Below are 23,685 nucleotides of genomic sequence, written 5' to 3' on the forward strand. Positions count from 1 at the left end.
AGAAAGAATACCTCTGAAAAACTAGTTTTCAAAGGACTGGCTTCGTCGGCCTACGGCCTCCTCTGCCAGTCCTTTGAAACATAAATTTAAACCTAGACACAGTTTAATGAACTATCCCATACCGTTTATGTATTGCAGAAGTATGGCATCACACACAATGACACTCCAATCTGGTACAATTCAAAAATCGAAAATCTGATCATCGAAGAAATTGCAGAAACCCTTGCCGGAGATCAATTATCCATTAACGGAGTGACCATTGATGATTATCCAAAAAATCCGGATGATTTGCCTGAGAATTTTGTACTTACCAGACGTGACGATCGAGTCAATTATATTGGATACTTGAATTTGGATGATTCGGTAAGAATTGAATTCAATTCAGGAGAACGGATATTCTTTACACTCGAAAAATATAGCAACACGAATTTTCAGCTGGAGGACTTGGACGTTTTTCAATCGGATCTAGATCAATACAAAGAAAGGTATCCTGGGTCTTATAGTTTACGGAATTTATTCCCTTCTTATTTACTTGAAGACTACAATAAGTTGGATACGGTCGAGACCATAGATCAGACATTTCTCTGGCTTGAAAATGCCCGTATAGACATCTTCTGGCTGAATAAGTATCCTATCCATGCGGAGTTTAGGTTTTATAAATAGCACAAAAAGACAAATAAGAGGTTTGGTGAATGTTAAAAAATAGATTGAGTACCATTTATCTGCTCTTATTACTTAGTGGTTGCGAGATGTTCTCCCCTCCAAAAATTGAATTGGGAATACCTGATGAAATTCCAGATAGATTTGTTCTTGATTTTTCATCCCAAGCTGGAAATATTTCATGGGATTCGATCTTGGTGGTGAAACCTTATTCCGAACCAAACTTGGATTTTCTCAAGGGAAATCAGGGTATGTTGAGTTTAAGCGGAACAGATATCCATATTTTGACCCTTTATACCCTTCAACAAAAAATAGTAGGTTACTCTCTGGTTCCAAGGGTTTTGGATTTGTATCAGTTATGGGAAAACTCAGAATCTTCTGACAAAGATGTGTACATTTTTTCAAGAGAGGAGGCAAAATTTTCATTCGAAAAAAGCGGAGAGGATTATTTGTTGAATCTAGACGATACTTGGAAAGCTCCTGAAGTCAAAGAGCTATCAATGCATGAGACAGCCAATTACCTATTAGCAAATATTACCGAGATCAATTATTCCTATCAGGAAGTTTTTAATAGGAGTTTCTTCATAAATGTCTATACCCTTAATGACTCAAAGGCGACTCCACTGGAATACTTTGAAGAGTACGATGGGGTACTTTCCAGTATCCTTATTTCCATAATTCCGGATGGTGATTATTACAGTCAAAGCAAACTGTTTAAAATAGAAGGACTTGAAAACCCAAAAATTGTCAGCTTAAAAGAAGAAGAATTTCCTGAATTTGTAATAACTGTGGAGTCAGGTCCAGTGGAAAATCGACAAACTAGTGAGTATAAGTTTAAAGGTATAAATGATTAAAAATCAGATTTATACAAAAGAACAAATAAGTGTAAGATTTCATTTTTGTTTGGCCTACATTATTCTACCAATCAAATTGAAATGGAATGTTTGCGACTAAAGAATTTTAAAGCCATTAAAAAGAAGGGAGTATGAAAAAAGCAGACTTATTCACTGGCCTTTAGATGAGCTGCCAGTTCTCCAGCATCTTGAAACGGATTAATTACAAACCGTTTTTTTTCGGTAAAGATTATCACTTGATCTCTTCCTAGAAAATCTTTCTTTTTCCTCAGGGATTTGATATCAGAAAGTATCAGCTCTTGAAAAGGCTGCTGAGTAGATTTGTTGAAGACACTTGGCTTGAAAATTAGTTTCTCATCGGTTATGTAAATTTTTCCGGCCTTTCTTGTGAAAAAATTTGAACCAATCTCCGCGTAAGTCTCATATTTTTTGTCTGGGATTTCAATATTTGCAAAGCCTTTTTCCACTTTATCCCCCATATATCCAAACCATTTTTTCATCAGGAAATAGAATATCAGAGCTCCTATCAATGATCCAATCAATGCGGAAATGGCAGCAATTCCAGCAGGAGTTTTTTGCAAAAACACTCCTGATATAAACTGAGACAGAAATAATAGAAACCAGTAAATCCAAAATGATCTTTTTTGCCTTTGGGCTAATATTGTCTTCATTGGGTTTTTGGCCCCAGTTTCAATTCCTACCATTTCTTTTATTAATAATTAATGGGATAACTAAGCTGAAGCAAATTAAAGAATTTGAGGAAAACTTTTCGTTTAAAATCAATCCTCCTCCATCCGTTGCATATCCGGCTTATCCTGATACCATTGCTCTTCAAAAGTCTCTTTGATATCCACATCTGCCACCAAAACGGAATATACCATCCAGATCACCAGAAAGGGTCCAGCCAGAAAAATCAGCCAGATTAGAAATTGGCTAACTTCAAACTGAATCAGTGTCACAAAGAGGATCAAAATGCCGGTGACTATTCCTACAGCTAGTTCGTAATTTTTCATCTGTTTATAAGTTTTTTAAAGGTCATCAGGAATCTCGCATGTCAAACAATCATCCCAGTGCGTGACTTTGGTTTATGCTCGATTTCATCTTTTTTGGGAAATTGTTTCCTAGATTAAACTCGCTAGGGCCTTATCTTGTTATACCCCCAATGAAAGGATTCCGTTTCTCACAATTTGTACCTGATCAAGATCCCGAAAAGAACACCTTCGAGAACTTGCTTAATATATTTCTTCAACTCGTTACCATGACCGGAGGGGATGTCGCTGAGGCACTTAGCTGGCTGACCAATCTTGATAAGCGCTATAATATGACCAACCCAAATTATGGGATTGGAGACTTTATTGAGGACCTCAAGTCAAAGGGTTACATGACTGAGGAAAACCAAAAAGGCGAATTCAAAATCACCGGAAAAGCGGAGCAAACTATTAGAAAGTCTGCTTTGGAAGAGATTTTTGGAAAATTAAAGCGCAGCAAATCCGGGCAACACAAAACCACGCATTCGGGTGAAGGTGAAGAGCGAGGAACTGATAGAAGGCAATTCCAATTCGGAGATAATCTTGATCAGATTGCTTTGACAGATTCCCTTCGAAATGCTCAGATCAATCATGGACTTTCCGGAGACTATTTGTTGACTGAAAGCGATCTGGAGATCAATGAGAAGGAATTCAAATCCCAAACCTCGACGGTACTGATGATTGATATTTCCCACTCCATGATTTTGTATGGGGAAGATCGGATCACTCCCGCAAAGAAAGTGGCCATGGCATTAGCCGAATTGATCAAAACCCGCTATCCAAAAGATACGCTTGATATCATTGTTTTTGGAAATGATGCCTGGCAGATTGAAATCAAGGATTTGCCTTATCTCCAGGTGGGTCCTTACCATACCAATACGGTAGCAGGATTGGAGCTCGCCATGGATTTGCTCCGCCGAAGAAAAAACCCGAACAAACAGATCTTTATGATCACCGATGGCAAACCAACTTGCCTTAAAGTGGGAATCAAATACTATAAAAATGCTTTCGGGATTGACAGTAAAATTTTGAGCGAAACGCTCAAACTAGCTGCGCAATGCCGAAAATTGAAAATACCAGTGACCACCTTTATGATTGCCTCCGATCCGTATTTGAAGGAATTTGTAAAAGAATTTACCAAAGTGAATAATGGAAATGCTTACTACAGTAGCCTAAAAGGACTTGGAGATTTAATTTTTGAAGATTACAGACGAAACCGAACGAAACGCTTTTAAGCAAATGGAATACAAGAAACTGAAGCACTCAGACCTACACAAAATAAAAACACTCGGCCAATTGAAGGCCGCTGGCTACCAACCAAAATCCATCAAAGAAGAGCTACGTGAAAATCTGATTCTAAAAATCAAGGCAAAAGAAAATGTCTTTGAAGGAATCTGGGGCTATGAGGATACGGTGATTCCTGATATTGAGCGAGCGATTCTTTCCCGCCACAATATTAATCTTCTCGGTCTTCGTGGTCAGGCCAAAACTCGTATTGCCCGGATGATGACTCACCTCTTGGATGAGTATGTGCCTGTGGTTTTTGGAGCAGAATTGAATGACGATCCCATGCAGCCACTGACGAGCTACGCAAAAGAACTCATTGAAGAAAAAGGCGATGATACTCCAATTTCTTGGTGGCATCGTTCGGAGAGGTACACAGAAAAGTTAGCAACGCCTGATGTTTCGGTTGCTGATTTGATCGGTGATGTGGATCCAATCAAGGCGGCTACGATGAAACTGAGCTACAATGACGAGCGTGTGATTCACTACGGTTTGGTGCCAAGATCACATCGATCGATTTTTGTGATCAACGAATTACCGGATTTACAAGCTAGAATTCAGGTAGCACTTTTCAATATTTTGCAGGAGGGAGATATCCAGATTCGAGGTTTTAAGTTGCGATTGCCGCTTGATATTCAATTTGTATTTACTGCCAATCCCGAGGATTATACCAATCGTGGAAGTATTGTGACTCCACTTAAGGATCGAATCGAAAGCCAGATCATCACCCACTATCCTAAAACTTTGGAGATCGGTAAAAAGATTACGGTTCAAGAAGCAAATCTTACTGGTAAGCCAGTGGATCAGATTCATATTCCGGAATTAATGAAGGACTTGATCGAGCAGATCGCGATCGAAGCGAGAAGCTCAGAATATGTAGATGAGAAAAGTGGAGTTTCTGCTCGATTGACGATTTCTGCGTTTGAAAATTTGGTTTCCGCCGCGGAGCGAAGGCTCTATATGAATGGAGAATCGAATACGGTTGTTCGAATCGCTGACTTGATCGGAGTGATCCCGGCGATTACCGGAAAAGTTGAACTCGTCTATGAAGGCGAACAAGAAGGCGCAGGTTTGGTGGCTTATAATTTGATTGGCAAGGCCATTCGTACACAGTTTGTTAATTATTTCCCAAGCCCTGAGCAGAAGAAAAAAGAGAAGCAAGGCAATCCCTATGTGCTTCCTTTAGCATGGTTTGGTGAGGGTAATGTTTTGGATATTTTAGCATCTCAATCCGATAAAACCTACAAAGAGGCGTTGCATGCAGTACCGGGATTGGAAGAGGTGGTGACACAATTGGCCAAAAATGTCCCAGAGAAGGAAAAGGAATTCTTTATGGAATTTGCCCTCCATGGTTTAGCGGAATATTCCCAGTTGAGTAAAAATTTACTAGACACTGGACTTCAGTTCAAAGATTTATTCAGCTCCATGTTTGACATGGGTCCTGGAGATGAGGATGATTTTGAGGATGAAGATGATTTATAATTAAGAAGAGCCGAAAGGCTCTTTTTTAGTTAATAAGGTTAATCCTTTTCATTTAAAATCACTTCAAAAGAATCAATCCAATCCCAATCAAAGCTGGGAATCCCTGTACCCAAAAGATTTTTTTACTCGCAGTAAATGCGCCATAAACCCCGGCAACTAAGACACAACCTAGGAAAAACAATGCCACCTTATCTGCCCAAATAGGATCTGAAATAAACAGTGACCATGCCAAGCCTGCCACCAAAAATCCATTGTAAAGGCCTTGGTTTGCTGCAAGCGCCTTTGTCTTTGGAAATAAATCTGCAGGAAATTGCCTGAAAATCCGCCTCCCAGTGGTTTCCCACGCAAACATTTCGAAGTATAAAAAATAGAGATGCAGAATTGCGACAAGTCCAATGACGATTTTTATAGCGATTTCCATGGTTTTCAAATTTTATGAATTTACATTTTTAAAGAGATTTTCCGGCTAAGGTGGAGGCATAACTTATATTTGCCCCATATGTCTGATATCCTACTGCCGGCGGCTTTCGAAAACCAAATGATAGAATTGCTCGGCAAAGAAGAGTTTGCGGCTTTCAAAAAAGCAATCGATGAGCCTTCCAAAACTTCTATCCGTCTGAATTCAGCAAAGCCAATCGAGATTGATTGGGAAAAATCAAGTATCCCTTGGTCTGATCAAGGTTATTTTTTAAAAGATCGACCATCGTTCACGTTAGACCCAGCTCTTCACGCAGGAGCTTATTATGTGCAAGAAGCTTCTTCGATGTTCATCGATCATATATTGAAGAGCCTTGAAATTCCAGCAGGGGTTTATTTGGATCTTGCGGCAGCACCTGGAGGTAAAAGCACCTTGCTTTCTTCTTATTTGGGTGAAAAGGGATTGCTTGTAGCCAATGAAGTCATTCAATCCCGCGCGCAAATCTTGAAGGAAAATATTGTAAAATGGGGCTTGGGAAATACGATCGTTACCAATAATGATCCGGAGCACTTTTCTCCTTTGGAAGGATTTTTTGATCTCGTTTTAGTTGATGCGCCATGCTCTGGAGAGGGTATGTTTCGAAAGGATCCACAGGCCCGAAGTGAATGGTCTCCTGATCATGTGGCACTTTGTGAGCTGCGACAAAAACGAATTATGGATCAAGCAGGAGCCTTGGTTAAAGCTGGAGGATGTTTGATTTACAGCACTTGTACCTTTAATGAGAAAGAAAATGAGGACATGATCCGATTTTTGACTGATGAGTTTTCCTATGAGCCGGTTCGAATTACTCTTGATCCGGATTGGAAAATTCGGGAAACTACTGTCAATAATGATGGTAAAACCTTTTTTGGTTACCGATTTTTTCCCCATTTAGTGAACGGAGAAGGGTTTTTTATAACGATACTCCAGCGCTCTGAAGACGCTTACATCCAAGAGCCGAAGCGAATCAAAGACTTTAAGCATCTTTATTTAAAGGAAATTTTTGATCGGGAATCTGCTGTTCTGGATCAAGAGCTCGGATTTGATGGATCGGGTAAATACTATACGTTGAATGACTCCTATTTCCGAATTTCAAAAGATTGGAGTCTTCACTTTCAAAAGCTTTCCCAACACTTAAGTCTGAAATATTTTGGTGTTGAGCTGGGCAAAAAGCAAAAGTCTGACTGGATCCCAAGTCATGAGTGGGCGCTTTCTCTTTTACCTAAAGTTGGTTTTGCGCAACATGAATTATCAAAAACGGAAGCTTTGGATTTTCTAAGAAAAAACGAGTTGGATTTAGCTGATTTACCAATAGGTTGGGTCTTGATGACTTACCAAGATCTACCACTTGGTTGGGTTAAAAACCTTGGAAATCGGATTAATAATTACTACCCAAAAGACTGGCGAATTCGGATGTGATTACTTTTCTTCTTCTGTCCAAGTGACCACTTCATCTTCTAAATAATGCGGATAGATCTTTCGATGCTGCTTCTTCACTTCGGAAATTAAGGCTTGCCGGAAACCTTCCACATTTAGTCCGCTAGCAGCAGCCATAAACACGGGCTTGATACCAGTTTTCTTTTCGTAGGCATCAGAAAGCGAATCAAAATCAAGATAGTTTGCTTCTTCAAGCTCCAACTCGGTCATCTGCATACTTTCTTCTTCGCTGGGCATAGTTTCCACCAAATCGATTTTATTAAACACCAATAGCACAGGCTTATCTCCTGCTTTGATTTCATTCAAAGTCTGAGTTACCACAGCGATATGATCTTCGAAATGTGGATGAGAAATATCCACTACGTGCACCAGTAAGTCTGCTTCGCGAATCTCATCTAATGTAGACTTAAATGACTCGATGAGGTGAGTCGGGAGTTTTCTAATAAACCCAACAGTATCAGAGAGAAGAAAGGGAACATTTTCGAGTACTACCTTTCGAACGGTGGAGTCAACAGTAGCAAACAGTTTATTCTCCGCCAAAATATCTGTTTTGGTAATCAAGTTCATCAAGGTACTTTTACCCACATTGGTGTAGCCAACTACGGCCACACGTACGATGCCTTTTCTTCCTTTTCGTTGAGTTTCTCCTTGTTTTTCGATTTCTCGTAATTTTTCCTTTAGTAGAGAAATTCTGTTTCGAATATCTCTCTTATCCGTTTCAATTTCTTTTTCACCAGATCCGCCTCGTGTCGTCGTACCACCTCGCTGCCGCTCCAAGTGAGTCCACATTCTAGTCAATCGAGGAAGTAGGTACTGAAATCTTGCTAATTCAACTTGTGTTTTTCCTTGAGCGGTTTGCGCTCTATTTAGAAAAATGTCTAAAATCAAAAGCGATCGATCATAGATTTTTACTTTGAGTTCATTTTCCAGATTCCGCATTTGTGATGGAGAAAGGTCATCATCAAAAATCACCATGTCCACTTCGAAATGGGTGACATAGGAAATAATCTCCTCTAGCTTACCGGATCCAACAAAAGTCTTGATATCTGGCTTTTCCATTCGTTGGGTAAAGCGATACACTGTTTTAGCACCAAGCGTTTCAGTTAAAAAGGCCAACTCATCTAAATGTTCTTCAGTCTCCTGCTCGGTTTGATACTGGCGAATTATACTGACAAGGACTGCGGTATTTTCTTTTGGGGCAGTTTCGTGAAGTTTTTGAAGTTTCCGGGAATATTTACTCATATATATCGTGATCTGCTATAAGAACTCAATTTGAACATGTAAAAGTTCTACTGAGAATCATTTCAAGTTCAAGTTTCTATTATTTTAAGAATATAGTTTAGGCTCTGGCAACAAAGTTCGCCATATTTCATCACAATAGATTAGGATAGTCTATTGAGAGGTAGTTATTTTGATGATTAATTTCATAGCAAGTAGAAAAAAAGTGGCTGAAATAGTAAAAACATCACTTCCAGGTGTGTTGGAGATTTTCCCAAAAAAATTTCTTGACAACAGAGGATATTTCTTTGAATCTTATCGAGTTGATTGGTTTGACGATTTTCCACTCGATCATGGATGGGTTCAAGAAAATCAAAGCTTTTCCACAGCAGGAACTTTGAGAGGTCTTCACTTCCAGCGAGGGGAATTTAGTCAAGCTAAATTAGTGCGAGTGGTTCAAGGTTCTGTCCTCGACGCTGCTGTAGACTTGAGAATTGGTTCGCCAACATTCGGGAAATCGTATTTGACAGTTTTGGATGCTGAGAAAAGTAATCTTCTTTATATTCCAAGTGGATTCGCCCATGGTTTTTCTGTATTGGAAGATGCTGTCTTTGTATATAAATGTTCTAATTATTATAATAAAGCCAGTGAAGGAGGAATACTCTGGAATGATTCCGATTTGGCAATTGATTGGAAGATCAAAGAACCGATCATCTCCGAAAAAGATGCAATATGGCCTTCATTGAGTGAATTCATAAAAACTGAGGGAGGATTATAATGGGATTGTTAGATTTTTTGAAGAGAAAGCCAGAGGAAGTGGATGAGCTGGATTTAAGCTGGCTGGAAGTAGATATGCATTCGCATTTGATCCCGGGGATTGACGATGGTTCAAAAACTATGGAGGAATCTCTCCAGTTGATCAAAAGACTTTCTGACTTTGGCCTTCGAAAAATCATCACAACTCCCCACATTATGTCGGAGTATTACAAAAATACGCCCGAGATTATAAATATGGGACTTGAAGACCTTCGCAAATCAGTCAAAGCAGAAGGTATTTCCATAGAAATTGAAGCTGCTGCTGAATACTATATGGATGAGATTTTTCTTGAGAAAGTTAAAAACGGCGAAGCGCTTTTGTCATTTGGGGATCGTTTTATTTTGGTAGAAACAGGCTTTATCAATAAGCCTCAAATGCTCCTAGAGATCATTTTTCAATTAGAAATGGCAGGATATAAGCCTATTCTGGCCCATCCTGAACGTTATCAATATTTAATCCATGACAAGTCCCTTTTGGAAGACTTAGTGGATCGTAATATCCTGTTTCAAGTCAATCTACTTTCATTGACTGGATTCTACTCCAAACAAGTCAAAGATTTTGGAGAAATGCTAATAGAGCGAGGATTAGTCAAGTTTTTTGGAACAGATTGTCACAATGAGCGATATCTGGATATGCTTGAAACACTTCCCAAATCAAAAATCTATTCTAAGATCAAACAATCTGAGTGGATGAACTCTTTACTTTGATCAGTGAACTTTTATGAAAATTCTGATTACTGGCATTACTGGATTATTTGGAAGTTATCTCGCAAAGGAATTTTCTGAACTGGGGGAAATTAGTGGATTAGTTCGGCGTTCCTCTTCCAAGCGACTTACTGAAAGTCTCGAATCAAATATTCATTGGTTGGAAGGAGATTTGGCAGATATAGACTCTTTGGAGGCAGCACTACAAGGCATTGACTTGGTAATTCATGCTGCAGGAATGGTTTCTTTTGACTCAAAAGATGAGACCAGTCTCTATCAGACCAATGTGAAGGGTACTGCAAACTTGGTTAATGCTATGCTCCTTGCTGGAGTGAAAAAATTGGTGCATATAAGTTCTGTGGCAGCTATAGGTCGAAGTCAAGAGCACCTCTTTATTGATGAAAACTTTAAATGGACAGAATCTCCATTAAATACAGTTTATGCTAATTCGAAATATTACGGAGAATTGGAAGCATGGCGAGGAGAACAGGAAGGGCTAACCCTTTTGGTTGTCAATCCTTCTATTCTTTTAGGGAAAATAGCTGACGATCGGAGTAGCACAGACATATATCACTATGTCCTTGAAGAAAACAGGTATTACCCCTCTGGAAATATAAACTACATAGATGTAAGAGACGCAGCAAAGATTACAAAGCTACTGGTGGAAAAAAATAAATGGGGGGAGCGATTTATTCTCAATAAAGAGTCAATTCCCTACCAAAAATTCTTTCAAATTATGGGAGTAGAATTTGGAAAGAAAGCTCCATACAAAGCCCTAAATCCATTTTTATTGCATCTTGTAGTATTTTTTAATGGAATATTTCGAAAACTCGGATTGAGTAAAAGTCCGTTGAACAAAAAAACTGCTCTGATTTCAAAGCAAAAAACAGTTTTTGAAAATAAGAAAGCGCAGGATCTATTAAATTTTGAATATTTCTCCTTAGAAGATACTTTTCGCTGGGCCAGGTAAACTTATTTTCAATTTCTACCGTTTTCAACAACCTGATTTTTCTTCTTCTGATACCTTTTATAGAAGGGGAAGAAAAATTAACAATACCTGATTTTGACAGAACAAATTATTTGGTAAATTAAGTAAACCATAACGCATTCGAATGACCGGAGATCACGATCACGATTGGGAAAACGATAAAAAGCTGGTAGAGCGATTTGAAAATTCTCTAAAATCCAATCTTGACTTATATTTTGAAGAAGAAGAGCTGGAAGATATTATCCGGTTTTATTTTGATCAACAAAAATTTCTGAAGGCACTGAGAGCTTCTGAATACTGTCTCGAAAAATTCCCCTATTCTGTAGAAATCAAGCTTTTGAAAGCACAATGTCTCATCTTCAATGATGAGCTTGAAGAGGGTATGAGTATTCTGGAGAACATCAATAATATCTCCCCTAATAATGAAGAAATCATTCTGGCACTTGCTAATGCACACATTCTAGCCGGCTCACATCAGGAAGGAATCGATTTGTTGGAGAATTTTCTTCCTCTGGCAGAGGACAAAGCGGAGGTATATTATTCGCTTGGAAATCTCTATCGTATTCAAAGTGACAATGTTAAAGCAAGCTATTATTTCAAAGAAGCAGTAAAACTTCGTATCAATCATGAAGATGCTCTTTTTCAGCTGGCAATGATTACGGAGGAGGAAGGTTCGTTTGATGAGATTCTGGAATTTTATCAAGAATTTATAGACCAAGATCCTTACAGTGCAGGTGCTTGGTACAACTTAGGTGTTGTCTACAACAGGCTTGGTAGATTTCAGGAAGCGATAAAAGCTTATGAATATGCCATTTTGATTGATGATGCTTTTGCATCTGCATATTTCAATCTTGGAAATGCGCTGATGAATACCGAGCAGTTCGAACTTGCTTTGGAAGCCTACCAAAACACCATAAACTGTGAAGGGGTAAATGCGGAAAACTGTTGCTATATGGGTGCTGCCTATGAAAAATTGGGCAAGCTCGACGAGGCATTTAAATATTTTAAAAAGTCGGCAAAGCTGGATGAAGAGTATGATGATGCTTGGTTTGGGCTGGGGATGTGTATGCTGAAAAAGGAAAAATTTTTTGAAGCCATCCACTATTTCAAGAAAGCTCTCAAGCTTACCAAGGAAAACGCAAACTACTGGGTAGGTCTGGCAGATGCCGAATTTAACCTTGGAAATATGCAGGCAAGTTCAGAAGCCTATGAAGAGGCAATCAACCTAGAACCGGGAATAATGGAGACTTATGTCAATCTTTCCTTGATCTATTATGAGCAAAATCGATTTGAAGAGGCCATTGATGTGACTTTGGAAGGAATCGAAGAGCTACCTGAATCTGCAGAATTGTATTTTAGGATGGTTGTTTACCAAATCAAAATGGGCAATTATAAAGAGGCGTTTTCATTTTTAGAAAATGGTTTAACTTTGGACTTCGAAAAACATACAATCTTGTATCAGTTGATGCCGGAATTGAAAAAGCAAAAAGCGATTTACAAGATTATTTCTCAGTATCGGGAGGAAAATCCCGAGTCCTAAACAAAACCTAGCTAATGAATTATATTCTGAATAACATTCCCGTTCGGACTCAAAAACCTCGAACCACAGGATTTACTATGGCCATGGATAAAGGCCTTTCAGTCCGTGAAACTGAAGATTTTGTAGATAATTGCTCCGATTTTGTAGATATCGTCAAGCTCGGTTGGGCCACATCTTATGTCACCAAGCACCTGGATAAGAAACTTGCAGTGTATAAAGAGGCTGGAATACCAGTTTATCTTGGGGGGACTCTTTTTGAAGCGTTTATTGTAAGAGGTCAATTTGATGATTACCGCAAGGTGTTAGATAAATATGATCTGGGTTTTGCAGAAGTATCAGATGGGTCGATTTCTTTGAATCATGACAAGAAGTGTGAATACATTTCCGAATTGGCAAAGCAGGTAACTGTTCTCTCCGAAGTAGGATCAAAAGATGCTGCTAAGATCATTCCACCATATAAATGGATTGAGCAAATGCAGACTGAATTGGATGCAGGAGCATGGAAAGTGATCGGAGAAGCCCGAGAAGGTGGTAACGTAGGTCTGTTTAGAGATTCCGGAGAAGTAAGACAAGGATTGGTAGAGGAGATTCTAACCAAAATCCCGGAAGAAAGAATCATCTGGGAAGCACCTATCAAATCCCAACAGGTCTGGTTTATTAAACTGATAGGAGCGAACGTGAATCTTGGAAATATCAGCCCTTCCGAAATTATTCCACTCGAAACAATACGACTTGGATTAAGAGGAGATACTTTCGACCATTTTCTGGGAGAAATCAAATTATAAAATACCCACTCCAAATGGGCTGATTGGTACGTACCGATCAGCCTTTATTTTTGACCATGGATTTATTCAAAAAGAACCTCCTTACATTCTTCAAAGGTATGGCAATGGGAGCAGCCGATATCGTACCTGGTGTTTCAGGTGGATCAATAGCTCTGATTACAGGTATTTACCAGCGATTGCTGGATAGTATCAACTCCTTTCATTCCGCTAATCTCAGACTGTTGCTCAAGTTTGAGGTGAAAAAATTCTATAACGCAGTCAATGGGACTTTCCTGCTGAGTTTATTGCTTGGGATTCTGACTAGTATCTTTTCCCTTTCAAAGCTGATTACATTCCTGATGAATGATCACCCGATTCCTTTGTGGTCATTTTTTTGCGGACTAATTCTTATAAGCGCTTTTGTGATCCTTCGTGAGATCCATCGCTGGCATTTAGGAGTGATTGTGGCTTTAATAATAGGTACAGTCGGGGCTTATTTTATTACTGAACTACCTCCCACTAGCAGTCCGGATGCGCTTTGGTTTACTTTTGTATCTGGAGCAATTGCGATCTGTGCAATGATTTTACCAGGTATAAGCGGAAGCTTTATTTTACTTATTCTGGGCAAGTATGAGCAGATTTTGGAGGCAGTTTCAAATAAAGACATCCTTACTTTAGGGGTTTTTGCTTTAGGTTGTGTGATTGGAATTTTGTCTTTCAGTCGGGTAATTTCTTGGCTGCTCAAGCGTTATTATGCCACCACAATAGGTTTGCTTTCAGGATTTATGCTAGGTTCGATGAATAAGCTTTGGCCCTGGAAAATTGTCACCGCCTATCGAACCTCCTCAAGCGGGGAACAAAAACCTTTTTTAACAGAAAATCTTTTACCTACTCAATATTTGGATCAGACTGGTTTGGAGCCTTTGATAGGGATAGCAATTGCAGCTTTTTTGTTTGGGATTTTTCTGGTTATTGGGATTGATCGTTTGGCAGCTTATTTGAAAAAATAATGAGAAAATTTGGCTTGATCGGTTTTCCCCTAGGACATTCATTTTCGAAGAAATACTTTCAGGAGAAATTTGAAAAGGAAGGTATAACGAATTGTAGCTTCGAACTTTTTGAAATCCCTGAGATCAATCAGCTACAAGAAATAATTGAAAATAATCCAGAATTAGAAGGGCTTTGTGTCACGATTCCCTACAAAGAGCAAGTGAAAGCTTTCATGGATGAATTGGATCCGGCTTGTGCAGAAATCGGCGCAGTTAATTGTATCCAGATTAAATCTGGGAAGCTTCATGGAAATAATACCGATTACATAGGATTTAAAAATTCACTTGAAAAATGGCTTGGGTCAGAGCGACCAAATGCGCTTGTGTTGGGAACTGGAGGGGCATCTAAGGCTATAAAGCAAGCATTAAAAGTTCTTGGAATTAAGTTTTTGAGTGTCTCCAGAAGTACAAAGCCTGGAGTGGTGACTTATCAGGATTTGAAAGAGAATCCAAGTTTTCTAAATGAATTTCAGCTTATTATCAATACCACTCCTGTGGGGACTTTCCCAAAAATTGAAGAAATCCCCGACATTCCAGCTGATCAGTTGACTGCTAACCATAGGGTCTATGATTTAGTCTATAATCCTTCTGAAACAAAACTGATGTCAGTTTGTCTGGCGAAAGGGGGAAAAGCCAAAAACGGCTACGAAATGCTGGTGTTACAGGCTGAGGCAGCTTGGGAAATTTGGAATACTTCTCCCAAAAAGTAGGGCTTAAAAATCTAACCAATTTCAAATTTTACCGAAAAAACCTTTCAATCATTAATTAGGAAGATCAACCTTTTTAAGGGATTATTTTCCTAGGGATATCCTTTGGCAAGCGAGTTAATAACTCATAATTTACCTGTTGGGTAGATTCCGAAAAGGAAGCCACTGTAATTTCCTTGCCTCGCTGTTTTCCAATCAGGATTACCTCATCCCCGATTTTCACGTTTTTCACTTTGCTTATATTCACAGCGATCGCATTCATTGTCACTGTTCCGACCACTTGGCAAAACTGCCCCTGAATCAATACTTGGCCTTGATTACTTAATAAGCGACTGAATCCATGCCCATAGCCAACGGGTACAATTGCCATCTTCATATTTTCAAGGGCCATAAAGCTATTTCCATAGCCTACAAATTCACCCATTTTAACTTCCTTGAGACTCATGACGGTACTTTTCCAGGTGATCAATCTACGAAGTGGATTTTTATTGTTTTTTGGGAGGTCGTGGAGTTTTGCAAAATAAGTCTCTTTGGTGGGCCAAAACCCATATCCGGCAATGCCTATTCGAACCATATCCATGATTGTTTCAGGAAAAATCAAGGTGGCTGCAGAGCAGGCGGTGTGAAATTTCTTGAAAGTTAAGCCTTGTTCTAAAAAGTAATCCTTGAACTCATGGTATGTTGCAATCTGGTTTTTAACTCGAACAAAATTACTGACACTTTCTGCTCCGGCATAATGGGTACAAAGGCCTTCTAGTGATATGGCTTCACTATTTTCTAAAAGTATAGTCGCTAGATTTTCTCGATCTTTCCGGTCAAAACCTGTCCGGTGGAATCCGGTTTCAACTTCAATATGAACTTTGGCAGGTGCCCCAATCGCTTTGGAAATGGCTATTGCGGCTTCCAATCGTTCAAAATCAAATACGTAAAAGCTGATTCCGTTTCTAATTAATTCCTCCAGCTCTTCCAAATACAACATCCCCAAAATCATGATTTCTGATCCTTTTTTGGAATGCTGAAATACTTCCAAAGCTTCGTCAGAACTAAAAGTACTGAAATGCCGGATTCCTGCTTTTTCTGCAATTTCAACCATTTGAGGGATCCCATGCCCATAGGCATTGCCTTTGACAACTGCAGAAATAACCGGATCAGGGCCTATTTCCGATCTGATATACTTAATGTTTTGTCGGTATGCTTTGGAACTGATTTCAAGGGAGGAGGTGGCAATCATTGTAATTTTTAATTTCAATCGAGAAATTAAGGAGCTTGCTTACAGCATCCCAATTATCTGTTACTTTTATTTAAATTGAGTATTATGAAATCCAAGTTTATTCCCGAAGATTTAAAAACCCGCTGCTCTTGGTGCCTCGGATTTGCCGAATACGTAACCTATCATGATACCGAATGGGGCGTGCCTGTTTATGATGATCGCATTCATTTTGAGTTTTTGGTTCTTGAAAGTGCACAAGCAGGACTGAGCTGGTCGACTATTTTGAAAAAGCGAGAAGGATATCGGAATGCTTTTGCCGATTTCGATTATGAGATCGTGGCAGGATTTCCTGAAAGCTATGTGCAGGAATTGCTACAGGATAAAAATATCATTAGGAATGTTTTGAAAATCAGAGGGGCGATCAATAACGCCAAGCGTTTTATGGAAGTGCAATTGGAATTTGGCTCTTTTTCGAATTATATCTGGGGATTTGTAGGTGGAAAACCAATTCAGAATTCTTTGAAATCCATGGAGAATGCACCTGCTACCACTCCGGAATCCGACCGATTGGCAAAAGACATGAAAAAAAGGGGATTCAAGTTTTTAGGAAGCACCACGCTATATGCCCATATGCAGGCTACAGGCTTGGTAAATGATCATTTAGTAGATTGTTTTCGATACAAGGACCTTAGATCTTAAGCGAAAGCAAAGAAGATCAACCAAACCAAGAATAGAATTGGCAATAAGACTGGGAGTGAGAATCGGATGATGTAGCCAAAGAAAGAAGGCATCTTGATTCCGCTTTGTTCAGCTATGGATTTTACCATGAAGTTTGGTCCATTTCCAATGTAAGTCATCGCACCAAAGAACACAGAAGCGATGGCAATTGCCATCAATTGGAATGCGGAATCCTCATAACCGTTTGCAGCGAATGTTCTCACTTCCTCTATATTATTGATAGAAGCTCCTTCTGATGCCATAGCGGCAGCTAAGAAATTCAAGTAAGTTGGAGCGTTATCCAAGAATCCGGATAGTACCCCAGTACCCCAATAAAGTGTATTGTGTGTAATCAAAGCAGCTCCCTCAGGTGACTTAGCAAAAATCCCGACAAGCTCGAGTGCTGGCATCATAGTGCCGAAGATTCCTATGAAGATAAATGCTACTTCCCGGATAGGCTCAAAGTTGAACTCATTGCCTTTGATCGCTCTTTGATCAGCAAATTTGTATGAAAACACAGCTACTGAAAGCATGATGAGTTCTCGGATATATGAGAATTTCTGACCTTCATAATGGATCGCGGGCACACCCTCAATGACATTTGGATCTAGAAATACAGAACAAATGATGATAAATAACCATCCGAAATTACGGACTCCAATCAATGAAAATTTATTCGAATAGGTAATTTCTTCAAGTTCAGTTTCATCGGAGGCTTTCCCCAATTTTTTATCGATTAGATAAAATACCCCGGCTAGAAGAAGCAAAGCAAAAATCCATGCTGGCCAGTTATGCTCTAAAGTCCAGAAAAATGGAATTCCTTTTAAGAATCCAAGAAATAGTGGAGGATCTCCGATTGGAGTTAATGAACCTCCAATATTGCTGACCATAAAGATGAAGAAAATTATATGGTAGGCTTGGATGTTTCCTTTATTCAATCGAATAAAAGGCCGAATCAAAAGCATAGAAGCACCCGTAGTTCCTATCAAATTTGAGATCAAAGCTCCAATCAATAGCAAGGAAACATTAGCCATTGGTGTTGCTTTTTTATCAATCTCAATTAATATTCCTCCAGATGCGATGTAAAGTGAAGCCAATAGGGCGATAAACTGAACATATTCCGCCATTGCGTGTACAGGGCTATGTACATTCCCTAAAACAAATAAATAGTAAAAGACGACCAGTATCGCCAATCCGATTGCAATTTTTGGATAGTTTTTATGCCAGAAATGTTCATAAAACAGCGGGCCAGTCGCGATCATTAAAAGTAGCATCACAAATGGAATCACTAGCCAAACCGGGGCAGCATGTGCATCTCCGTGCTCACTGGCATTTGCTTCATGACCCTCTGCAGCATCTTCATGTGTGCCATGATCTGCTTCTTGTACAACTTCTGTTTGGGAATCCTGCGCCGAAACATTGGATACATGAAAGCTTCCAAAAAATAGCAATCCGAAGAAAATGGAAAAACTAAAGATAAAATGTTTCATTTATTTAATAGGTTCGGCTGGGTAAACTGTCAAGTTCAATAAACTAGTTGGCTTGGGTGATTTTCACTAATGAACTTCTGCTAAACTACTGATTTTGGATGAAACTCCACAATCCTCAAAGAGTAGTCCGATGGAATTAATCAAAAATTAACTCCATCGGATGGATCTTATACACTGAAATTACACGAGTTGTGCCAAAGCTATTTTAAAGGAGCTTTCGGCCAGTTTAGTTTTTTCAGGATTTTCAGAATGTGTCTTTTCCAAGGCCTTTCGAATAGTTCTACTCACATCGTCGAAAATAGCCTGATCAGTCACTTCTGCTTTGTCACTCATGAGGTAGGCAAATACTCGAGCCATCCCACAATTTGCAATAAAATCTGGAATTACTGCGGTTACCTCATCGGCCAACTTAGAAATAGGCCCTTGAAATATCTCTTGATCTGCAAAAGGCACATTGGCTCCGCAGCTGATGACTTCAATTCCTGATTTTTGCATCTTTAAGACTTGCTCTTCTGTAATTAAGCGACTGGCGGCTCCTGGTATAAATATCTCGGCAGGTAAATCCCTAATTTGCTCGTTCACCTCTTCAAACGAAATCATATCTGGGCTGCTTAGTTTGTTCCCTTTTCGGTTTATGAAAAGGGTTCTAATTTCCTCGTAACCCAATCCTTTCTTAGTTATTATTCCTCCCTCTCTGTCAATAATACCCGTAATACGCACGCCGTATTTGGTTAGGTAAAATGCCGCCGCCGCAGATACATTTCCCCATCCTTGAATAATAGCATATTTACCATTGGTAAACCCGCCATATACCTCATAGTAATGACGTACGGCCTCTGCCACGCCCCAGCCTGTAATCATATCAGCTATGGTAAATTTGGCCTCCACATCGGGGCTCAATTCGGGATGTGTTATGGGCAATAAAACGCCTTCTTGCAGCCTAGAAATGGCCTTTAGTTTTTCTTCTCCTGTGTATTCTTTGCAGTGTCCGTTAACAACCCCCTCTTGCGGGTGAAGTAGGCCAAACTCTTGGGTTATTGGAATTACTTCATGAATCTCATCGACATTTAGGTCACCACCCGTTCCATAATAGTGCTTAAGAATAGGTAAAACGGCCTGGTACCATCGTTTGAGAACACTCTCTTTTTCCGGATGATTGGGGTCAAAATCAATGCCTGATTTTGCTCCACCTATGGGTGGTCCCGCTACGGTAAATTTCACCTCCATGGTTTTGGCCAAAGATTCTACTTCGTGTCGGTTTAATCCTTTTCGCATGCGTGTGCCACCGCCAGCTGCTCCATTGCGTAAAGAGTTTATCACGATCCATCCTTTGGCATCTGTCTCAGTATCGTTCCACTCAAAAACGATTTCGGGTTTTTTTCCCTCAAACTTTTCTACTAATTTCTTTAGGCTCATGTTACTTTATTTTTGAAAAATCACCATCCAATGAACCTGCTATTTGAGATGCAGAGGCTCCTGTTTGATGATGGTCTATATTGCTTTGATTTTTAATGCGCATAGCCCCTAACAATGCAAAAAATTGGGCTTCTTTATAATTGACAATATTTTCTTCGGGTATTACAAAACTGGCATCACTCTCTTGGGTGATGAATTCCATCAAAATTTTATTAAATACACCTCCCCCAGTGACTAAAATCTTTTTTCCTTCGCCATTATTGCCAAAACTTTGGTCTAGTGCTCGAGCTATTTGAAAGGAAATGTGAACCACTAAGGTTTTCATTCGATCGGCAACGTCGGTTTTTTCAAAGTCGCGTACAATATGCCAAAAATTCTTATTGATCCATTCACGTCCCAGGGATTTTGCTCCGGTTTTATGGTAATAGTCAATTTGATTCAATCGTTCCAAAAGGGTAAAATCAATTTGTCCTTCGGATGCGATGGAACCATAGGCGTCGTATTTTAAATTCCGTTCTCTGGCCAATCGATTTAAGACAATATTACAAGGCCCTATGTCCCAGGCACTTCTTTGCCCATCTATTTTTGCAGAGATATTGCAAAAACCACCCAGGTTTAAGCAGGCATCATATTCCGCATAGAGCAGCTCATCGCCTTTGCCAGCTAGGGGGGCTCCTTGACCTCCTTTAGCTACATCGGCTCGTCTAAAATTGCTAACCACGGGTAAATTTGCTACCGCGCTTAAGGTGGCTCCATCGCCCACTTGGCCGGTTAGCCATCCTTCGGGATCATGAAATATGGTATGTCCATGCGAGGCAATTAAATCGGCTTCTAAGCCTTGTTCCTCTAAGAATTGCTTTACCAATTCGCCCAAATACCGTCCATAAAATACGTCCGTGCGGGCATAAATAGCACTGTTTTGATACTTTAGTTGGCTCAATCTCACCCTCCATTTTTCCTCCATGGGATAGGTTTTGCTAGATATGATTTCTGCCGTCCATTGTCCATTATTTTCTTGAATATCACATAGCGAAAGGTCGGTTCCATCCATGCTTGTTCCACTCATTATTCCTATAACTTTCATGCCTATTTGGGGTTAAATAATCGCCCTCAAAGGTAGTTTATTTCATAAGTTTTTTACCAACTTGGGCAATAAACATCTGCAATTCTTACCTTTGACCTCAGATCAATGAGGCGCTTCGACCTTTCATAGGAGGACTGTTTTATGGGCCTGCATTGGCATAGATATACTTTGGATGAACGAGGCTAATTTTAAAAAAGATTGGGAACAGGGGGTAGAACGCTTTTTGCTGCAAACGTCTGGAAGTACCGGCGCCCCAAAGACGATTGCTTTGGAACGGGCTAAGCTTATTTGGAGTGCGGAACAAACATTAACATTCTTGTCTTCTAAACCAAAGCGCATGTATGTGTGCTTGCCTACGCATAAAGTTGGCGGATTTATGCAAATGGTGCGGGCTTTGGTTTGGAATATACCGCTTTACATAAAAACGCCAGAGGCGAAACCTGTTTTGGATATGGATGTAAAGGAGGCCTGTATATCACTTACGCCGCACCAGTTATATCATTGCCTTCAGTCGGAGAAAACGATGCATGCATTGAGCCAAGCGCATAGTATTTTAATAGGGGGTGGAAGCCTTGGTTTTGAGGTGCCTGATGTGATTAGCTCCAAACTGTTTCATACATATGGAATGACTGAAACCTATAGCCATATTGCGTATCGCAGGTTGGATTCGGATTATTTTTACCCTCTTGCAACAGTAGATTTGGATGTAAATGAGGAGTCTTGTTTGAAGATAAAATGCGCTTTAACAGAGGGGAAATGGCTGCAAACTTCGGATGTGGTGGCATTTAAGAATGGGGGATTTAAGATTTTGGGTCGCAATGACCATGTGATTAATTCTGGAGGTTTAAAGTTGCATCCCGAAGTGATGGAAGCGGAGATTTTAGCCGATAACCCATATGCGTATCATTCTTTTTTTATTGGTTCTATTAAAGATTCTGTGCTGGGCGAAAAGGGAGTTTTAGTAAAGAAGAGAGGTCTAGAATTAAGCCTTAGCCCTTCTTCCAATCTAAAATACATAAAAATGACGGTGGAGGTAGATTGTTTACAGTTTACAGCTACCGAAAAGATAGACCGAAGGCGAAGCATGAAGGAGGCGGGCCTGGATTTGGCATAAGCCAAGGCTTGAAGTAAAGGAATGTCTCGGCTTTTCCTATTTTAACGAAACACGGACACTTCTCCGCGCGCAATGTAAATGTCTTTTTTGCCATACAATAAGTATTGGTTAATAACCATGATGTATATATAAACTCCCTGTTGAACATCAGATCCCATAAAGGTGGCATCCCAGCCGGTTTTATCGGAGTATATTTTTTGGCCGTAGGCGTTGTAAATTTTTAAGCTCACAAGTTCTTCATTGGTAAGCAGAACCGGCATAAACTTATCATTTAGGCGATCATTGTTAGGAGAAAACGCATTTTCAATAAATATTTTCTTTCTCCAATATACCAATTCCATGGTGTCTGAGGCGGAGCAGCCTATGCCATTGTCTATGGTAAGTACGTATTTGCCTTGCGAGCCAAAGGTAAAGGTTGGAGTATAGCAGTCGGAACAAGATAAATCTATGCTCGGGCTCCAACTTCTTGTTGCAGATGAGGGCTTGTATCCGCTTCCGTTAAAGACGACGGTGCTGCCGCTTCTCATAGTAATATCATCGCCTGCATTTGCAAATGCTTGCTCTTTTCCTAAGGTAATAAAAGTAGTTAAGTTTGCTTGCTGAGCTCCGGCGATGCTGCTAGATGAAACAATATTGGAGTTGCTTACTTTATTCCATTGACCTCTGAACCAATTGGTGGTTTTGGTATAGTCTAGGTCGTTGCTTTTGTAGGTGAGTGCATAGTTCAAATCATTTACCCCTGTTTTCATGTAGTAATAGTATGTATTTTGTATTCTACATATACTATCCTGCAAGCTAAATTCATCAAATCCATCTATAGTAGGGTTGTTCCCATATAAGGCAAATTCGTATTCTCCTTGTGTTGGGCTTATGAGGGTTACGGGTCTGTAGTCTAATGCGTTGGTGGAGTAACCCAAGGGCAAATCAATAGTGGGAGCACCTGCAATATCAATATTCGTCACCACTTTTCCTGGAAAATCGGTGGATATATAACCCACAGTTCTGTTTACTGGAGTAGAGGCTCTATCTAAGACTAATTGATTGGTTTGCAGCGCGAGCTCGGCGCCGGTAAGGTCTAAGGTGTTCTTTACGGTAAGCGAAAGCTGTGCAGTCTTTACATTGCCTGCAATTCCATTTAAGCTAAGATCGTGAAATGAGCTGGAAACGGTTCCATCAATATTTTGATTGGTTCCATTAAAAAGAACGTTCCCATCTCCTGAGGAGAAGGTGGCATTATTAATCCAGTTTTGGCTCAGTGTTATTTGATTTGTGCCATTGGTTGCACATGTAATAGAATCGTTATTGGTTATGCTTCCTTCTACAATTAAGTTTCCGGCATGGTTAAAGGATCCATCATTAATAAAGTCAAAAGTTCTAAGGCTTACTAAAGCATCCTCTGTGGTACTCATAAGTGCGCCATCATTCAGGTACATCTGAGCGGTGCTTAGGTGTATGGAGAATAAGGCGGCTAATAGAGGTAAAACTCTTTTCTTAATCCTGCGTTTCATTATTCTTCTAGTTTTAAAAGCCTATCCATGATTGCTTTCTGACCATTTTGCAGGCTGTTGATTTGCTTTTCCATGGATGAGATAATTTCTTGTTGTTCTTTAACTGCTTGAATAAGCAATGCTGATAATTTACCATAGTCTACCGATTTGTATCCGG

The 23,685-nt window shown here is 39.7% G+C and carries 23 protein-coding genes; 14 read left to right on the forward strand and 9 right to left on the reverse strand.

Translation table 11 applies throughout. From position 1 onward, the window contains the following. Window positions 1–132 precede the first annotated feature (132 nt). A complete protein-coding gene (locus P8O16_RS01440; protein ID WP_300310108.1) occupies window positions 133–663 on the forward strand; it encodes a hypothetical protein in 531 nt (176 codons plus the stop codon). A 29-nt stretch (window positions 664–692) separates the two neighbouring features. Then, window positions 693–1,514: a hypothetical protein gene (locus P8O16_RS01445; protein WP_300310109.1), complete on the forward strand. Its 822-nt coding sequence runs from the start codon at window positions 693–695 to the stop codon at window positions 1,512–1,514. 146 nt (window positions 1,515–1,660) lie between these two features. On the opposite strand, the gene P8O16_RS01450 is transcribed toward P8O16_RS01445, so the two are convergent. Continuing rightward, on the reverse strand, window positions 1,661–2,185 hold the full coding sequence (locus tag P8O16_RS01450) for a GRAM domain-containing protein (RefSeq protein WP_300310110.1): 525 nt from the start codon (window positions 2,183–2,185) through the stop codon (window positions 1,661–1,663). A gap of 108 nt (window positions 2,186–2,293) precedes the next feature. Next, entirely contained in the window at window positions 2,294–2,527 is a 234-nt protein-coding gene (locus P8O16_RS01455; RefSeq protein WP_300310112.1) for a hypothetical protein, read from the reverse strand. 149 nt (window positions 2,528–2,676) lie between these two features. Between P8O16_RS01455 and P8O16_RS01460 the strand changes: the two genes are divergently transcribed. Beyond that, window positions 2,677–3,777, forward strand: coding sequence for a VWA domain-containing protein (locus P8O16_RS01460; RefSeq protein WP_300310113.1), 1,101 nt, complete (start codon window positions 2,677–2,679; stop codon window positions 3,775–3,777). A 4-nt stretch (window positions 3,778–3,781) separates the two neighbouring features. Then, window positions 3,782–5,308, forward strand: a complete 1,527-nt coding sequence (locus P8O16_RS01465) for a magnesium chelatase (protein ID WP_300310115.1) — start codon at window positions 3,782–3,784, stop codon at window positions 5,306–5,308. A gap of 58 nt (window positions 5,309–5,366) precedes the next feature. Here P8O16_RS01465 and P8O16_RS01470 read toward each other — a convergent pair whose 3' ends face one another. Further along, a complete protein-coding gene (locus tag P8O16_RS01470; RefSeq protein ID WP_300310116.1) occupies window positions 5,367–5,729 on the reverse strand; it encodes a DUF1304 domain-containing protein in 363 nt (120 codons plus the stop codon). A gap of 78 nt (window positions 5,730–5,807) precedes the next feature. On the opposite strand from P8O16_RS01470, the gene P8O16_RS01475 reads away from it, so the two are divergent. Then, window positions 5,808–7,184, forward strand: coding sequence for a tRNA/rRNA cytosine-C5-methylase (locus P8O16_RS01475; RefSeq protein WP_300310117.1), 1,377 nt, complete (start codon window positions 5,808–5,810; stop codon window positions 7,182–7,184). Here P8O16_RS01475 and hflX read toward each other — a convergent pair whose 3' ends face one another. Beyond that, window positions 7,185–8,444, reverse strand: a complete 1,260-nt coding sequence (hflX, locus tag P8O16_RS01480) for a GTPase HflX (protein WP_300310119.1) — start codon at window positions 8,442–8,444, stop codon at window positions 7,185–7,187. Between the two features lie 202 nt (window positions 8,445–8,646). Between hflX and rfbC the strand changes: the two genes are divergently transcribed. The 7 genes from rfbC (at window position 8,647) to P8O16_RS01515 (ending at window position 14,992) form a co-directional block, all read left to right on the forward strand. Continuing rightward, window positions 8,647–9,198 carry a dTDP-4-dehydrorhamnose 3,5-epimerase gene (rfbC, locus tag P8O16_RS01485; protein WP_300310121.1) on the forward strand — a complete coding sequence of 184 codons (552 nt, stop codon included), beginning with the start codon at window positions 8,647–8,649 and terminating at the stop codon, window positions 9,196–9,198. After that, window positions 9,198–9,944, forward strand: coding sequence for a CpsB/CapC family capsule biosynthesis tyrosine phosphatase (locus tag P8O16_RS01490; RefSeq protein WP_300310122.1), 747 nt, complete (start codon window positions 9,198–9,200; stop codon window positions 9,942–9,944). The genes rfbC and P8O16_RS01490 overlap by 1 nt, the downstream gene beginning before the upstream one ends. A gap of 13 nt (window positions 9,945–9,957) precedes the next feature. Continuing rightward, complete coding sequence (locus P8O16_RS01495; protein WP_300310124.1) at window positions 9,958–10,911, forward strand: SDR family NAD(P)-dependent oxidoreductase; 954 nt, start codon at window positions 9,958–9,960, stop codon at window positions 10,909–10,911. A 142-nt stretch (window positions 10,912–11,053) separates the two neighbouring features. Beyond that, on the forward strand, window positions 11,054–12,469 hold the full coding sequence (locus P8O16_RS01500; RefSeq protein WP_300310126.1) for a tetratricopeptide repeat protein: 1,416 nt from the start codon (window positions 11,054–11,056) through the stop codon (window positions 12,467–12,469). Window positions 12,470–12,483: 14 nt separating this feature from the next. Beyond that, window positions 12,484–13,254, forward strand: coding sequence for a phosphosulfolactate synthase (locus P8O16_RS01505; RefSeq protein ID WP_300310136.1), 771 nt, complete (start codon window positions 12,484–12,486; stop codon window positions 13,252–13,254). Between the two features lie 56 nt (window positions 13,255–13,310). After that, entirely contained in the window at window positions 13,311–14,243 is a 933-nt protein-coding gene (locus P8O16_RS01510; RefSeq protein WP_300310138.1) for a DUF368 domain-containing protein, read from the forward strand. Then, complete coding sequence (locus P8O16_RS01515) at window positions 14,243–14,992, forward strand: shikimate dehydrogenase (protein WP_300310140.1); 750 nt, start codon at window positions 14,243–14,245, stop codon at window positions 14,990–14,992. Before P8O16_RS01510 ends, P8O16_RS01515 begins: the two co-directional genes overlap by 1 nt. A 73-nt stretch (window positions 14,993–15,065) precedes the next feature. Here P8O16_RS01515 and alr read toward each other — a convergent pair whose 3' ends face one another. Next, a complete protein-coding gene (gene alr, locus P8O16_RS01520; RefSeq protein ID WP_300310155.1) occupies window positions 15,066–16,220 on the reverse strand; it encodes an alanine racemase in 1,155 nt (384 codons plus the stop codon). Window positions 16,221–16,304: 84 nt separating this feature from the next. Between alr and P8O16_RS01525 the strand changes: the two genes are divergently transcribed. Further along, window positions 16,305–16,898: a DNA-3-methyladenine glycosylase I gene (locus P8O16_RS01525; protein WP_300310142.1), complete on the forward strand. Its 594-nt coding sequence runs from the start codon at window positions 16,305–16,307 to the stop codon at window positions 16,896–16,898. Here P8O16_RS01525 and P8O16_RS01530 read toward each other — a convergent pair. The 3 genes from P8O16_RS01530 to P8O16_RS01540 all read right to left on the reverse strand — a co-directional run bounded on the left by P8O16_RS01530 (window position 16,895) and on the right by P8O16_RS01540 (window position 20,906). Beyond that, on the reverse strand, window positions 16,895–18,406 hold the full coding sequence (locus tag P8O16_RS01530) for a sodium:proton antiporter (protein ID WP_300310144.1): 1,512 nt from the start codon (window positions 18,404–18,406) through the stop codon (window positions 16,895–16,897). The genes P8O16_RS01525 and P8O16_RS01530 overlap by 4 nt on opposite strands. A 180-nt stretch (window positions 18,407–18,586) precedes the next feature. Continuing rightward, entirely contained in the window at window positions 18,587–19,822 is a 1,236-nt protein-coding gene (locus tag P8O16_RS01535; protein WP_300310146.1) for a Glu/Leu/Phe/Val dehydrogenase dimerization domain-containing protein, read from the reverse strand. Between the two features lies 1 nt (window position 19,823). Then, a complete protein-coding gene (locus P8O16_RS01540) occupies window positions 19,824–20,906 on the reverse strand; it encodes an anhydro-N-acetylmuramic acid kinase (protein ID WP_300310148.1) in 1,083 nt (360 codons plus the stop codon). 172 nt (window positions 20,907–21,078) lie between these two features. On the opposite strand from P8O16_RS01540, the gene P8O16_RS01545 reads away from it, so the two are divergent. After that, complete coding sequence (locus P8O16_RS01545) at window positions 21,079–22,020, forward strand: AMP-binding protein (protein ID WP_300310150.1); 942 nt, start codon at window positions 21,079–21,081, stop codon at window positions 22,018–22,020. A gap of 41 nt (window positions 22,021–22,061) precedes the next feature. Here the strand turns inward: P8O16_RS01545 and P8O16_RS01550 are convergent, their stop codons facing one another. Next, window positions 22,062–23,528, reverse strand: a complete 1,467-nt coding sequence (locus P8O16_RS01550) for a gliding motility-associated C-terminal domain-containing protein (RefSeq protein ID WP_300310152.1) — start codon at window positions 23,526–23,528, stop codon at window positions 22,062–22,064. Window positions 23,529–23,685 lie beyond the last annotated feature (157 nt).

Origin of the sequence: Algoriphagus sp. (assembly GCF_029254265.1) — a bacterium.
GTDB lineage: Bacteria > Bacteroidota > Bacteroidia > Cytophagales > Cyclobacteriaceae > Algoriphagus.

Coding starts and splice junctions, on each gene's coding strand:
- P8O16_RS01445 (WP_300310109.1), top strand. CDS start 693: ATGTTAAAAAATAGATTGAGTACCATTTATCTGCTCTTATTACTTAGT.
- P8O16_RS01450 (WP_300310110.1), bottom strand. CDS start 2,185: ATGAAGACAATATTAGCCCAAAGGCAAAAAAGATCATTTTGGATTTAC.
- P8O16_RS01455 (WP_300310112.1), bottom strand. CDS start 2,527: ATGAAAAATTACGAACTAGCTGTAGGAATAGTCACCGGCATTTTGATC.
- P8O16_RS01460 (WP_300310113.1), top strand. CDS start 2,677: ATGAAAGGATTCCGTTTCTCACAATTTGTACCTGATCAAGATCCCGAA.
- P8O16_RS01465 (WP_300310115.1), top strand. CDS start 3,782: ATGGAATACAAGAAACTGAAGCACTCAGACCTACACAAAATAAAAACA.
- P8O16_RS01470 (WP_300310116.1), bottom strand. CDS start 5,729: ATGGAAATCGCTATAAAAATCGTCATTGGACTTGTCGCAATTCTGCAT.
- P8O16_RS01475 (WP_300310117.1), top strand. CDS start 5,808: ATGTCTGATATCCTACTGCCGGCGGCTTTCGAAAACCAAATGATAGAA.
- hflX (WP_300310119.1), bottom strand. CDS start 8,444: ATGAGTAAATATTCCCGGAAACTTCAAAAACTTCACGAAACTGCCCCA.
- P8O16_RS01490 (WP_300310122.1), top strand. CDS start 9,198: ATGGGATTGTTAGATTTTTTGAAGAGAAAGCCAGAGGAAGTGGATGAG.
- P8O16_RS01495 (WP_300310124.1), top strand. CDS start 9,958: ATGAAAATTCTGATTACTGGCATTACTGGATTATTTGGAAGTTATCTC.
- P8O16_RS01500 (WP_300310126.1), top strand. CDS start 11,054: ATGACCGGAGATCACGATCACGATTGGGAAAACGATAAAAAGCTGGTA.
- P8O16_RS01505 (WP_300310136.1), top strand. CDS start 12,484: ATGAATTATATTCTGAATAACATTCCCGTTCGGACTCAAAAACCTCGA.
- P8O16_RS01510 (WP_300310138.1), top strand. CDS start 13,311: ATGGATTTATTCAAAAAGAACCTCCTTACATTCTTCAAAGGTATGGCA.
- P8O16_RS01515 (WP_300310140.1), top strand. CDS start 14,243: ATGAGAAAATTTGGCTTGATCGGTTTTCCCCTAGGACATTCATTTTCG.
- alr (WP_300310155.1), bottom strand. CDS start 16,220: ATGATTGCCACCTCCTCCCTTGAAATCAGTTCCAAAGCATACCGACAA.
- P8O16_RS01525 (WP_300310142.1), top strand. CDS start 16,305: ATGAAATCCAAGTTTATTCCCGAAGATTTAAAAACCCGCTGCTCTTGG.
- P8O16_RS01530 (WP_300310144.1), bottom strand. CDS start 18,406: ATGAAACATTTTATCTTTAGTTTTTCCATTTTCTTCGGATTGCTATTT.
- P8O16_RS01535 (WP_300310146.1), bottom strand. CDS start 19,822: ATGAGCCTAAAGAAATTAGTAGAAAAGTTTGAGGGAAAAAAACCCGAA.
- P8O16_RS01540 (WP_300310148.1), bottom strand. CDS start 20,906: ATGAAAGTTATAGGAATAATGAGTGGAACAAGCATGGATGGAACCGAC.
- P8O16_RS01545 (WP_300310150.1), top strand. CDS start 21,079: ATGAACGAGGCTAATTTTAAAAAAGATTGGGAACAGGGGGTAGAACGC.
- P8O16_RS01550 (WP_300310152.1), bottom strand. CDS start 23,528: ATGAAACGCAGGATTAAGAAAAGAGTTTTACCTCTATTAGCCGCCTTA.